Source organism: Variovorax sp. PMC12, assembly GCF_003019815.1.
GTDB lineage: Bacteria > Pseudomonadota > Gammaproteobacteria > Burkholderiales > Burkholderiaceae_C > Variovorax.
Genome location: NZ_CP027773.1, coordinates 1414089 through 1426609, shown reverse-complemented (window position 1 = coordinate 1426609; position 12521 = coordinate 1414089). Strand labels below are relative to the sequence as shown.

General features: G+C 65.7%; 10 protein-coding genes. All 10 read left to right on the top strand.

Translation table 11 applies throughout. From position 1 onward, the window contains the following. Window positions 1-21: 21 nt before the first annotated feature. A complete protein-coding gene (gene bamA / locus C4F17_RS06575; RefSeq protein WP_081267258.1) occupies window positions 22-2457 on the top strand; it encodes an outer membrane protein assembly factor BamA in 2436 nt (811 codons plus the stop codon). Next, window positions 2458-3009, top strand: coding sequence for an OmpH family outer membrane protein (locus C4F17_RS06570; protein ID WP_081267257.1), 552 nt, complete (start codon window positions 2458-2460; stop codon window positions 3007-3009). Between the two features lie 14 nt (window positions 3010-3023). After that, on the top strand, window positions 3024-4001 hold the full coding sequence (lpxD, locus tag C4F17_RS06565) for a UDP-3-O-(3-hydroxymyristoyl)glucosamine N-acyltransferase (protein WP_106934691.1): 978 nt from the start codon (window positions 3024-3026) through the stop codon (window positions 3999-4001). Continuing rightward, entirely contained in the window at window positions 3998-4474 is a 477-nt protein-coding gene (fabZ, locus tag C4F17_RS06560) for a 3-hydroxyacyl-ACP dehydratase FabZ (protein WP_171022553.1), read from the top strand. The genes lpxD and fabZ overlap by 4 nt, the downstream gene beginning before the upstream one ends. Before the next feature lie 30 nt (window positions 4475-4504). Further along, window positions 4505-5293: an acyl-ACP--UDP-N-acetylglucosamine O-acyltransferase gene (lpxA, locus tag C4F17_RS06555; RefSeq protein WP_081267255.1), complete on the top strand. Its 789-nt coding sequence runs from the start codon at window positions 4505-4507 to the stop codon at window positions 5291-5293. A 10-nt stretch (window positions 5294-5303) separates the two neighbouring features. Further along, window positions 5304-6452: a lipid-A-disaccharide synthase gene (lpxB, locus tag C4F17_RS06550; RefSeq protein ID WP_106937462.1), complete on the top strand. Its 1149-nt coding sequence runs from the start codon at window positions 5304-5306 to the stop codon at window positions 6450-6452. Next, on the top strand, window positions 6424-7137 hold the full coding sequence (rnhB, locus tag C4F17_RS06545) for a ribonuclease HII (RefSeq protein WP_081267254.1): 714 nt from the start codon (window positions 6424-6426) through the stop codon (window positions 7135-7137). Before lpxB ends, rnhB begins: the two co-directional genes overlap by 29 nt. Window positions 7138-7144: 7 nt before the next feature. Next, the gene (locus C4F17_RS06540; protein ID WP_106937461.1) at window positions 7145-7930 is read left to right on the top strand and encodes a TrmH family RNA methyltransferase; all 786 of its coding nucleotides are present in this window, start codon (window positions 7145-7147) and stop codon (window positions 7928-7930) included. A gap of 142 nt (window positions 7931-8072) precedes the next feature. Next, a complete protein-coding gene (gene carA, locus C4F17_RS06535; RefSeq protein ID WP_106934690.1) occupies window positions 8073-9272 on the top strand; it encodes a glutamine-hydrolyzing carbamoyl-phosphate synthase small subunit in 1200 nt (399 codons plus the stop codon). After that, on the top strand, window positions 9265-12513 hold the full coding sequence (carB, locus tag C4F17_RS06530; protein ID WP_106934689.1) for a carbamoyl-phosphate synthase large subunit: 3249 nt from the start codon (window positions 9265-9267) through the stop codon (window positions 12511-12513). Before carA ends, carB begins: the two co-directional genes overlap by 8 nt. Window positions 12514-12521: the final 8 nt, after the last annotated feature.

The following is a 12521-nucleotide window of genomic DNA, read 5'->3' as shown; positions in this document are numbered from 1 at the left end:
CCGTGCCGGCTCAATTCACAGATGAACAAAAACTTCAATCGCTTTCGCCTGCGTAGCGTTGTCGCGGTGGTTGCCAGTGCGCTCGCCGCCACGGCTGCATGGGCCGTCGAGCCTTTCACGGTACGTGACATCCGCGTCGAAGGCTTGCAACGCGTCGAAGCCGGCACGATCTTCGCGTCGCTGCCCCTGCGCGTAGGCGATACCTACAGCGACGAGCGCGGTTCGGCCGCGATCCGCGCGCTGTTCGAGCTGGGTTTGTTCAAGGATGTGCGCATCGACGTGAACGGCAACGTGCTGGTGGTGATCGTCGAGGAGCGGCCCACCATCGCCGATGTCGACTTCGTCGGCACCAAGGAATTCGACAAGGCCGCGCTGACGAAGGCGCTGCGCGAAGTGGGCCTGACCGACGGCCGTCCGTACGACAAGGCACTGACCGATCGCGCCGAGCAGGAGCTCAAGCGCCAGTACGTGAGCCGCAGCCTGTACAACGCGCAGGTCGTGACCACCGTCACGCCCATCGAGCGCAACCGCGTCAACCTGACGTTCACCGTCACCGAAGGCGAATCCGCCCGCATCCGCGAAGTGCATGTGGTGGGCAACAAGGCCTTCAGCGAATCGACGCTGCTGAGCCTGTTCGACCAGGACAGCGGCGGTTTCATGAGCTGGTACACGAAGTCGAACCAGTACTCGCGCGCCAAGCTCAACGCCGACCTCGAAACACTGCGCTCGTACTACATCACGCGCGGCTACCTCGAGTTCCGCATCGATTCGACCCAGGTCGCCATTTCGCCGGACCGCAAGGACCTGACGGTGACGGTGAACATCACCGAAGGCGAGAAGTTCGTGGTGGCAGGCGTCAAGCTCGACGGCAACTACCTCGGCCGCGACGAGGAGTTCAAGTCGCTCATCACCATCAAGCCGGGCGAGCCCTACAACGGCGAGCAGGTCACGGAGACCACCAAGGCCTTCAACGACTATTTCGGCACCTTCGGCTACGCGTTCGCCCGCGTGCAGGCGCGTCCCGAAATCGACCGCGTGAACAACCGCGTCACGCTGACGCTGCAGGCCGAGCCTTCGCGCCGCGTGTACGTGCGCCGCGTGATGGTCGGCGGCAACAACAAGACCCGCGACGAAGTCATTCGCCGCGAGTTCCGCCAATACGAAGCCTCGTGGTACGACGGCGACAAGATCAAGCTGTCGCGCGACCGTGTCGACCGCCTGGGCTTCTTCACCGAAGTGAACGTCGAAACGCAGGAAGTGCCGGGTTCGCCCGACCAGGTGGACCTGACGGTCAACGTGGCTGAAAAGCCCACCGGCAGCTTGCAGCTGGGTGCCGGCTACTCGAGCTCCGACAAGGTCGCGCTGACCTTCGGCATCTCGCAGGAAAACGTGTTCGGCTCGGGTAATTTCCTGGGCGTGCAGGTCAACACCAGCAAGTACAACCGTACGCTGTCGCTGACGACGACCGATCCGTACTTCACCAAGGACGGCATCTCGCGCACGATCAGCGTGTACCACACCACGACGCGGCCGTACTCGACCTCGGAAGACGGCGACTACAAGCTCGTCAACCAGGGCGCCTCGATCCGCTTCGGTGTGCCGTTCAGCGAGATCGACACGGTGTTCTTCGGCATTGGTCTTGAGCGCTACGCGTTCGATCCGAACCGGTCGGCGATCTTCGCGGGCCTGTACACGCCGAATTCCTATCTCTCCTACTTCCAGTGCAAGAAGGATGCGACCGGATTCTTCGTGCTCGGCTGCGACCAGAAGAGCGTCTGGGGTGTTCCGCTGACCGTCGGCTGGGGCCGCGACAGCCGCGACAGCGCGCTGACCCCGACCACGGGCCGCATGCAACGCGCCAACCTCGAACTGGGCGTGGGCGGCGACATGAAGTACATCAAGACGAACTACCAATACCAGCAGTTCTTCGCGATCAACAAGCAGTACACCTTCTCGGTCAACGGTGAAGTCGGCTATGCCAAGGCGCTGGGCGGCAATACCTACCCGATCTTCAAGAACTTCTATGCCGGTGGCCTGGGTTCGATCCGCGGCTTCGAGCAGAACTCGCTGGGCCCGCGCGACGTGCCGCTCTTCGGCCAGACCGACGGCGCCGCACTGGGCGGTACCAAGAAGGCCATCTTCAATGCCGAGCTGAGCACGCCGTTCCCGGGTGCCGGCAACGACCGCACGCTGCGCCTGTACACCTTCTTCGACGTCGGCAACGTGTTCGGCTCCCGCGCGCCCGGCCTGACGGATGCACAGTGGAGCGCCCAGAAGAAGCTGCGCGCCTCGGTCGGTCTCGGCGTCAGCTGGATCTCGCCGCTCGGCCCGCTGCGCCTGGCTTATGCCTTCCCCATCAAGTCCCAGAAGGAAGTCACGGATCCGAGTACCGGACTCGTCACGATCCCGAAGGATAGAATCCAGCGCCTCCAATTCCAGATCGGAACGTCTTTCTAAATGAAGCATTTGATTCGCGCCGCGGCAGGCGCGCTGTTGATTCCCGCTTTCGTGCTGGCTGCTGCGCCTGCCCAGGCGCAAGCACAGGAAACCTTTCGCATCGGTTTCGTGAATCCGGACCGCGTGCTGCGGGAAGCCCAGCCAGCCAAGGCCGCGCAGGCCAAGCTCGAGGCGGAGTTTCTCAAGCGCGAGAAAGACCTGACCACGCAGGGCGAGGCGCTGAAGGCCGCATCCGAGAAGTTCGAGCGCGAGGCGCCCACGCTGTCCGAATCCCAGCGTGTGTCGCGCCAGCGTTCGCTGGTCGACCAGGACCGTGACTTCCAGCGCAAGCGGCGTGAATTCCAGGAAGACCTGAACGCGCGCAAGAACGAAGAGCTTCAGCAGGTCTACGAACGCGCCAACCGCGTCGTGAAGCAGGTGGCCGAGGCCGAGAAGTACGACGCCATCCTGCAGGAAGCGATCTACATCAACCCGAAGCACGACATCACCGACAAGGTGATCAAGGCGCTGAACGCGTCGGTCGGCTCTTCTGCGCCCGCGGCCGGCAAGTAACGCCGCGAACCGGCGTGTCTCTGCAGCTCGGAGCCATCGTTGACGCCCTTGGGGGCGAGCTTCATGGCGATGCGACGCTGTCCATCGAGCGGCTGGCGCCGCTCCAGAATGCACAGCCCGATGCGCTCAGTTTCCTGAGCCATCCCAAATACCAGCAGGAACTGGCCGCGTCCAAAGCTGCCTGTGTGATCGTGTCGCCCGCCATGCGCGAGGCGGCCGCCGCACGTGGCGCTTTCATCGTCACGCCCGATCCTTATTTCTACTTCGCGCGCCTGACGCAGCTTTGGAAGGCGCACCATGCGCGCCCGGAGGCCGATCGCATCCACCCCAGCGCGGTCATCCATGCCGAGGCGCATGTCGATGCAACGGCACGCATCGGCGCGCTGTGCGTGGTGGAGCGGGGCGCGCGCATCGGCGCGGGCACCGTGCTGAAGTCGCGCGTGACAGTCAGCGAAGATTGCGCGATCGGCGAACGCTGCCTGCTGCACCCTGGCGTGGTCATCGGTGCCGACGGCTTCGGCCTTGCGCTGCACCAAGGGCAGTGGGTCAAGATCGAGCAGTTGGGTGCGGTGCGCATCGGCAACGACGTCGAGATCGGCGCCAACACCTGCATCGACCGCGGCGCACTCGACGACACGGTGATCGAAGACGGCGTCAAGCTCGACAACCTGATCCAGATCGGCCACAACGTGCGCGTCGGCCGGAACACCGCAATGGCGGGCTGCGTCGGCGTGGCCGGCAGCGCGATCATCGGCGCCAACTGCACCTTCGGCGGCGGCGCCATCGTGCTGGGCCACCTGACGGTGGCGGACGGTGTTCACGTGTCCGCTGCGACCATTGTTACCCGTTCGATCCACAAGGCCGGCCAATACACAGGCATGTTTCCCATCGATGACAATGCGAGCTGGGAAAAAAATGCGGCAACGCTCAAGCAGTTGCACACCCTGCGCGAACGACTGAAGGCGCTGGAGAAGGCTCCCTCGAAAAAATGACGACGATGCAGGACCAGAAAATCATGACGACGACGCTCGATATCCATCAAATCCTCAAGCTGCTGCCCCACCGCTACCCGTTCCTGCTGGTGGACCGCGTGCTGGACATGGAAAAGGGCAAGCGCATCACGGCGCTCAAGAACGTGACGATGAACGAGCCGTTCTTCAACGGCCACTTTCCGCACCGCCCGGTGATGCCGGGCGTGCTGATGCTCGAAGCCATGGCCCAGGCCGCGGCGCTGCTGTCGTTCCATTCGCTCGACATCGTGCCGGACGACAACACCGTCTATTACTTCGCCGCCATCGACGGCGCGCGCTTCAAGCGCCCTGTGGAACCCGGCGACCAGCTCACGCTCGAAGTCGAGATCGAACGCATGAAGGCCGGCATCTCGAAGTTCAAGGGTCGCGCCCTGGTGGGCAGCGAACTTGCCTGCGAGGCGACCCTGATGTGCGCGATGCGCCAGATCAACTGATCCGGCCGCAGCCAGCTGCTTTCACAAGGCATGACCCAGGTTCATTCGACAGCACTCGTCGACCCCCAGGCAGAACTCGACGCCTCGGTGTCGGTCGGGCCCTATACCGTGATCGGCCCGCACGTGCGGATCGCCGCGGGCACCACCGTCGGCGCGCATTGCGTGATCGAAGGGCGCACAACCATCGGGCGTGACAACCGGATCTTCCAGTTCTCGTCCCTCGGAGCCGTGCCACAGGACAAGAAATACGCCGGCGAGCCGACCGAGCTCGTCATCGGCGACCGCAACGTCATTCGCGAGTTCTGCACGTTCAACCTCGGCGTGCCGGGGGCGGGCGGCGTGACGCGCGTGGGCAGCGACAACTGGATCATGGCGTACACGCACATCGCGCACGACTGCCGTGTCGACAACCACACCACGCTGTCCAACAACACCACGCTGGCGGGACATGTGCACCTGGCCGACTGGGTCACTGTCGGCGGGCTCACGGGCATCCACCAGTTCGTTTCGATCGGCGCTCACGCGATGCTCGGCTTCGCCAGCGCCGTCACCCAGGATGTGCCGCCGTTCATGCTGGTCGACGGCAATCCGCTGGCCGTGCGCGGCTTCAACATCGTCGGCTTGCGCCGGCGCGACTTCTCCGCGCAGCGGCTCGCCGCGGTGAAGCAGATGCACCGGCTGCTGTACCGCCAGGGCAAGACGCTCGAGGAGGCGCGCACGGCCATTGCCGCGCTCGCGGCTGAAATGCCGGAAGCCGCCGGCGACGTCGCGCTGATGGAATCCTTCCTCGCCAACTCGACCCGCGGCATCGCTCGCTGACGTGACCGCGATGCAGAAGGACGGACAGCGACGCTTTGCGCTGGTCGCCGGCGAAGCCTCCGGCGACTTGCTCGCGGGGCTGCTGCTCGACGGCCTGCGGGCCCGCTGGCCCGACCTGCAGACGGTGGGCATCGGCGGTCCCCGCATGCTGGCCCACGGCTTCCAGAGCTGGTGGCCGCAGGAAAAGCTCGCGGTGCGCGGTTACGTCGAAGTGCTGCGGCACTACGCCGAGATCGCCGGCATCCGGCGCCAGCTCAAGGCCCGCCTGCTGCGCGAGTGGGCCGAGCTGTTCATCGGCGTCGACGCCCCCGACTTCAATCTCGATCTCGAAGCAGGCCTGCGCAGCCGTGGCATGAAGACGGTGCATTTCATCTGCCCGTCGATCTGGGCCTGGCGGCCGGAGCGCATCGAGAAGGTCCGTGCCGCCGCCGACCATGTGCTGTGCATCTTTCCGTTCGAGCCCGAGTTGCTGGCGGAGCATGGCGTCGCGGGCAGCTACGTCGGCCACCCGCTGGCCAACGTGATTCCGATGGCGCCCGACCGCGCCGGCGCGCGCGCCGCCATGGGCTTCGCGCCCGACGCACAGGTCGTGGCCCTGCTGCCCGGCAGCCGCCGTTCGGAAGTGCGCTACCTGGCGGCCCGGTTCTTCGCGGCCGCCGCGCTGATGCAGAAGGAGCGGCCGGGCGTCCAGTTCGTGGCGCCCATCATTCCGAGCCTGCGCGCGGAAGTCGAGGCGCTGCTGCAGGCCAGCGGCATGACCGGCCGCGTGAAGCTGCTCGACGGCCAGTCGCATGCCGCGCTGGCCGCCTGTGACGCCACGCTGATCGCCAGCGGTACTGCCACGCTCGAAGCGGCGCTGTTCAAGCGGCCGATGGTCATCGCCTACAACATGAATGCGCTGTCTTGGCGCCTCATGCAGCGCAAGCAGCTGCAGCCCTGGGTCGGCCTGCCGAACATCCTGTGCCGCGACTTCGTGGTGCCGGAACTGCTGCAGGAAGCCGCCACGCCGGAAGCGCTGGCCAAGGCCACGTTGGCCTGGTTGGATGCTCCGGAGAAGACCCGGGCGCTGCAACAAAGATTTTCAGAGCTGCATGTGCAATTGCAGCGCGATACGCCGACACTTTGCGCCGATGCGATCCAGAAAGTTCTTGAAGGCTGAGCAAGCCCCGCTGGTGTGGGACGCACCGGGCCTGATGGCGGGCGTCGACGAGGCGGGGCGCGGCCCTCTGGCCGGGCCCGTGGTGGCAGCGGCCGTGATCCTCGACGACCTGCGGCCGATCCGCGGGCTGGCCGACTCCAAGACGCTCACCGCCCTGCAGCGCGAACGCCTGCATGACCAGATCCTGGCCAAGGCGCTGTGCTGCTCGATCGCGCATGCCACGGTCGAGGAAATCGACACCCACAACATCCTGCAGGCCACCATGCTCGCGATGCGCCGCGCCGTCGAAGGCCTGCGGCTGAAGCCGGTGAAGGTGCTGGTCGACGGCAACCGCCTGCCGACGCTCGACGTGCTGGCCGAGGCCATCGTCAAGGGCGATGCGCGGGTCAAGGCGATCTCGGCGGCGTCGATCCTGGCCAAGGTGCACCGCGACCGGCTGTGCGAGCAACTGCATATCGAATTTCCCCACTACGGCTTTGCCGGCCACAAGGGCTACGGCACGCCCGAGCACCTGGAGGCGCTCAAGCGCCATGGGGCCTGCGTGCACCATCGCAGGTCTTTCAGCCCGGTGGCGGCGGCGCTGGCCCGCACGGCTGCCGGGAGCGTCGAGGCGGAATCCGTGCCGCCGGCAATGGTCATCGGCGTGACCGAGTCCGTGCGCCTCGATCTGCATGCCGCCCCCTGAAGCCCGCATGACCTCCGACACCGGCGCCAGCCACATCAGCTCGCGCGACAACCCATTGCTCAAGGATCTGCGCAAGCTCGCGCAGGACCCGGGCGCCTACCGCAAGCTGGGCCGCATCTGGCTCGAGGGCGACCATTTGTGCCGGGCGGCGCTGGCGCGCGGCGTCAGGCCGGCGATCGCGGTGTTTTCCGAGTCCTTCTGGCCGCAGGCGCCGGCGGAATGGGCGCGAGATGCGGGCAAGACGGTCGTCGTCAGCGACGACCTGCTGCGCGGCGTCAGCGGCCTCGAATCTCCCGCGCCCATGGGTTTCGTGCTGGAGCTGCCGGCCAGGCCCGAACTGCTGGCCGACGCACCGAGCGTGGTCCTCGATCGCCTGCAGGACGCAGGCAATGCTGGTTCCATCCTGCGAAGCGCTGCGGCCTTCGGGTTTACCCAAGTGATCGCGCTCAAGGGCACGGCCGCGCTGTGGGCGCCGAAGGTGCTGCGCGCCGGCATGGGCGCCCATTTCGGGCTGCGGCTGATCGAAGGCGTGGAAGCCGAGGCACTGGACGCATTGACAGTGCCGCTGCTGGCCACGAGCTCGCATCGCGGCGAGTGGCTGCACAAGGCCGATCTGCCGCACCCCTGCGCCTGGCTCATGGGGCATGAAGGGCAGGGCGTCTCGGCGGCGCTGGAGGCCCGGGCCACGCACCATATCCGCATTGCCCAGCCCGGCGGCGAAGAGTCTCTGAACGTGGCTGCGGCGGCTGCAATCTGCCTGCATGCCAGCGGAGCGGCCCTGTCGGCCAAATAGCACATCCAGTCCGAGCTACAATCGGGGGCTTACTCGCAAATCAGCGTCGCCCGGCCGCCTTTAACGCCAAAATCCCCTTAAGCAGCAGTCCGCAGGCAACGCGCCTGGGGCTCCGGGCGACCGTAACCATCCGGAGAACCCAGTGCTTTTGTCTCTCAAGGGAAGTTTCCCGCCCGCCATCCTGGCGCTCGCAGACGGCACGGTCTTTCAAGGCAATTCGATCGGAGCCGCCGGCTCCACGACCGGTGAGGTGGTGTTCAACACCGCCATGACCGGTTACCAGGAAATCCTCACCGACCCGAGCTACTGCCAGCAGATCGTGACCCTCACGTATCCGCACATCGGCAACTACGGCGTCAACGGCGAGGACATCGAAGCCGACAAGATCCATGCCGCGGGCCTGATCATCAAGGACCTGCCCCTCGTCGCCTCCAATTTCCGCAAGACCGCCACGCTGACCGAGTACCTCGTGTCCGGCAACACGGTGGCCATCGCGAACATCGACACCCGCAAGCTCACGCGCCACCTGCGCACCCACGGCGCGCAGAACGGCTGCATCCTGGGCCTCGCGGAAGGCGAGACCGTGACGCAGGCGCTGATCGACAAGGCCATCGCCGCCGCCAAGGCCGCGCCGAGCATGGCCGGCCTCGACCTCGCCAAGGTGGTGTCGGTCACCCAGACCTACGAGTGGACCGAGACCGAGTGGAAGCTCGTCAACCTGAACGGCAAGCCGGGCTACGGCGTGCAGATCACGCCCAAGTTCCACGTGGTTGCCTTCGACTACGGCGTCAAGAAGAACATCCTGCGCATGATCGCCCAGCGCGGCGCGCGCATCACCGTGGTGCCGGCTCAGACACCCGCGGCCGACGTGCTCAAGCTCAAGCCCGATGGCATCTTCCTGGCCAACGGCCCCGGCGACCCGGAGCCTTGCGACTACGCCATCAGCGCCGTCAAGGAACTGATCGAGACCGGCATTCCCACCTTCGGCATCTGCCTGGGCCACCAGATCATGGCGCTGGCCTCCGGCGCCAAGACCTTCAAGATGAAGTTCGGCCACCACGGCGCGAACCATCCCGTGAAGGACCTCGACAACGGCCGCGTGAGCATCACCAGCCAGAACCACGGCTTCGCGGTCGACGAGAAGTCGCTGCCGGCCAACCTGCGTCCCACGCACATCAGCCTGTTCGACAACACGCTGCAGGGCCTGGCGCGCACCGACAAGCCCGCGTTCTGCTTCCAGGGCCACCCTGAAGCCTCGCCGGGCCCGCACGACATCGGCTATCTGTTCGATCGCTTCACGGCACTCATGGAAAAGCACAAGACGGAGAACAAGAATGCCTAAGCGCACAGACCTCAAATCGATCCTCATCATCGGCGCCGGCCCGATCATCATCGGCCAGGCTTGCGAGTTCGACTATTCCGGCGTGCAAGCCTGCAAGGCGCTGCGCGAGGAGGGCTACAAGGTCATCCTGATCAACAGCAACCCCGCGACGATCATGACCGACCCGGCCACGGCCGATGTCACCTACATCGAGCCCATCACCTGGCAGACGGTCGAGAAGATCATCGCCAAGGAACGCCCCGACGCGATCCTGCCGACCATGGGCGGCCAGACCGCGCTGAACTGCGCGCTCGACCTCTGGCGCAACGGCGTGCTCGACAAGTACACCGGCGCGGCCACCAACAAGCCCGTCGAGCTGATCGGCGCCACGCCCGAGGCGATCGACAAGGCCGAAGACCGCCTGAAGTTCAAGGACGCGATGACCAAGATCGGACTGGGCTCGGCCCGCTCCGGCATCGCGCACTCGATGGAAGAGGCCTGGGCGGTTCAGAAGAGCGTCGGCTTCCCGACGGTCATCCGCCCCAGCTTCACGCTCGGCGGCACCGGCGGCGGCATCGCCTACAACCCGGAAGAATTCGAGACCATCTGCAAGCGCGGCATCGAAGCCTCGCCCACCAACGAGCTGCTGATCGAAGAGTCCCTGCTCGGCTGGAAAGAGTACGAGATGGAAGTCGTGCGCGACAAGGCCGACAACTGCATCATCGTCTGCTCGATCGAAAACCTCGACCCGATGGGCGTGCACACCGGCGACTCGATCACCGTGGCTCCCGCGCAGACGCTGAGCGACAAGGAATACCAGATCCTGCGCAACGCCTCGCTGGCCGTGCTGCGCGAGATCGGCGTCGACACCGGCGGCTCGAACGTGCAGTTCTCGATCAACCCGAAGGACGGCCGCATGGTCGTCATCGAGATGAACCCGCGCGTGTCGCGTTCGTCGGCGCTGGCCTCCAAGGCCACCGGCTTCCCGATCGCCAAGGTCGCGGCCAAGCTGGCCGTGGGCTACACGCTCGACGAGCTGCGCAACGAAATCACCGGCGGTGCCACGCCCGCGTCGTTCGAGCCGTCGATCGACTATGTGGTCACCAAGATCCCGCGGTTCGCCTTCGAGAAGTTCCCGCAGGCCGATTCGCGCCTCACCACGCAGATGAAGTCGGTGGGCGAAGTGATGGCCATGGGCCGCACCTTCCAGGAATCGTTCCAGAAGGCCCTGCGCGGCCTCGAGGTGGGTGTCGACGGTCTCAACGAGAAGACGCAGGACCGCGAAGTGCTGGAAAAGGAACTGGGCGAGCCCGGTCCCGAGCGCATCTGGTACGTGGGCGATGCCTTCGCCATGGGGCTGAGCGTGGACGAAGTGTTCGCGCTGACCAAGATCGACCCATGGTTCCTGGTGCAGATCGAAGAGATCGTGAAGATCGAGCTCGAGCTGGAAACCAAGTCGCTCGACGACATCGACCGCGACACGCTGCTCGCGCTGAAGAAGAAGGGCTTCTCCGACCGCCGCCTCGCGCGCCAGCTGAAGACCACCGACACGGCCATTCGCGAGAAGCGCCGCGCCCTGGGCGTGCGCCCGGTCTACAAGCGCGTCGACACCTGCGCGGCCGAGTTCGCCACCAACACGGCCTACATGTACTCGACCTATGAAGACGAGTGCGAGGCCGATCCGACCGACAAGAAGAAGATCATGGTGCTCGGCGGCGGTCCCAACCGCATCGGCCAGGGCATCGAGTTCGACTACTGCTGCGTGCACGCCGCGCTCGCCATGCGCGAGGACGGCTACGAGACCATCATGGTCAACTGCAACCCCGAGACTGTGTCGACCGACTACGACACCTCGGACCGCCTGTACTTCGAGCCGCTCACGCTCGAGGACGTGCTCGAGATCGTCGACAAGGAAAAGCCGCTCGGCGTGATCGTGCAGTACGGCGGCCAGACGCCGCTGAAGCTCGCGCTCGACCTCGAAGCCAACGGCGTGCCGATCATCGGCACCTCGCCCGACATGATCGACGCGGCCGAAGACCGCGAGCGCTTCCAGAAGCTGCTGCATGAACTCAAGCTGCTGCAGCCGCCGAACGCCACTGCGCGCACCGAAGCCGAAGCCCTCGAAAAGGCCGCGGCACTGGGCTATCCGCTGGTGGTGCGCCCGAGCTACGTGCTCGGCGGCCGCGCGATGGAAATCGTGCACGAGCAGCGCGACCTCGAGCGCTACATGCGCGAAGCCGTCAAGGTCAGCAACGATTCGCCGGTGCTGCTCGACCGCTTCCTGAATGACGCCGTCGAGTGCGACGTCGACTGCATCCGCGACGCCGAAGGCGGCACGCTGATCGGCGGCGTGATGGAGCACATCGAACAGGCCGGCGTGCACTCGGGCGACTCCGCCTGCTCGCTGCCGCCCTACAGCCTGAACGCCGACACGGTGGCCGAGCTGAAGCGCCAGAGCGCCGCGATGGCGGCCGCGCTGAACGTGGTCGGCCTGATGAACGTGCAGTTCGCGATCCAGCAGAAAGACGGCAAGGACGTCATCTACGTGCTCGAAGTGAACCCGCGTGCCTCGCGCACCGTGCCCTACGTGAGCAAGGCCACCGGCATCCAGCTCGCCAAGGTGGCGGCACGCTGCATGGCTGGCCAATCGCTGAAATCGCAGGGCATCACGAAGGAAGTCACGCCGCCGTACTTCAGCGTGAAGGAAGCCGTGTTCCCGTTCGTCAAGTTCCCGGGCGTGGACACCATCCTCGGCCCCGAGATGAAGTCGACCGGCGAAGTGATGGGCGTGGGCAAGACCTTCGGCGAAGCCTTCGTGAAGTCGCAGCTCGGTGCCGGTACGCACCTGCCGAAGTCGGGCAAGGTCTTCATCTCGGTGAAGAACAACGACAAGGCACGCGCGGTGGAAGTGGCGCGCGGCCTGGCCAAGCTGGGCTTCGAGCTGATCGCCACCAAGGGCACGGCGGCCGCCATCAGCGCCGCCGGCATCGAATGCGCGACGGTGAACAAGGTGACCGAAGGACGCCCGCACATCGTGGACATGATCAAGAACAACGAGATTGCGCTGGTCATCAACACGGTGGAAGAGCGCCGCAACGCGATCACCGATTCGCGTCAGATCCGCACCTCGGCGCTGCTGGCGCGCGTGACCACGTTCACCACGATCTTCGGCGCCGAAGCGGCGGTCGAGGGCATGGGCTTCATGGACGAGCTCGGCGTGATCTCGGTGCAGGAGATGCACGCGCAACTGGCAGCCGCCTGAGCGTCGTC

Coding starts and splice junctions, on each gene's coding strand:
- lpxA (WP_081267255.1), top strand. CDS start 4,505: ATGACCCAGGTTCATTCGACAGCACTCGTCGACCCCCAGGCAGAACTC.
- lpxB (WP_106937462.1), top strand. CDS start 5,304: ATGCAGAAGGACGGACAGCGACGCTTTGCGCTGGTCGCCGGCGAAGCC.
- rnhB (WP_081267254.1), top strand. CDS start 6,424: ATGCGATCCAGAAAGTTCTTGAAGGCTGAGCAAGCCCCGCTGGTGTGG.
- carB (WP_106934689.1), top strand. CDS start 9,265: ATGCCTAAGCGCACAGACCTCAAATCGATCCTCATCATCGGCGCCGGC.
- fabZ (WP_171022553.1), top strand. CDS start 3,998: ATGACGACGATGCAGGACCAGAAAATCATGACGACGACGCTCGATATC.
- bamA (WP_081267258.1), top strand. CDS start 22: ATGAACAAAAACTTCAATCGCTTTCGCCTGCGTAGCGTTGTCGCGGTG.
- C4F17_RS06540 (WP_106937461.1), top strand. CDS start 7,145: ATGACCTCCGACACCGGCGCCAGCCACATCAGCTCGCGCGACAACCCA.
- C4F17_RS06570 (WP_081267257.1), top strand. CDS start 2,458: ATGAAGCATTTGATTCGCGCCGCGGCAGGCGCGCTGTTGATTCCCGCT.